The following is a 242-nucleotide window of genomic DNA, read 5'->3' as shown; positions in this document are numbered from 1 at the left end:
CAGGTTCACGCTGGTGGCCGCGGCAAGGCCGGCGGTGTAAAACTGGTCAAGAGCAAGGACGATATCCGCGCCTTCGCTGAGAACTGGCTTGGCAAGAATCTGGTGACCTACCAGACCGACGAAAACGGCCAGCCAGTCAGCAAGATTCTTGTTGAGTCCCTTACCGATATCGACCAGGAACTCTACCTGGGCGCGGTTGTTGATCGCGGTACCCGTCGTATCGTGTTCATGGCTTCCACCGA

At 57.4% G+C, this 242-nt stretch carries 1 protein-coding gene; it reads left to right on the top strand.

Annotated elements, in window-relative coordinates; all coding sequences use genetic code 11:
- The coding region (locus tag B3M52_RS05825) for an ATP-grasp domain-containing protein (protein WP_349677010.1) at window positions 1–242 on the top strand (242 nt) is incomplete at both ends.

The organism is Marinobacter sp. UBA2688, assembly GCF_002352785.1.
Lineage (GTDB): Bacteria > Pseudomonadota > Gammaproteobacteria > Pseudomonadales > Oleiphilaceae > Marinobacter > Marinobacter salarius.
This window is presented reverse-complemented; position numbering and strand designations above follow the sequence as displayed.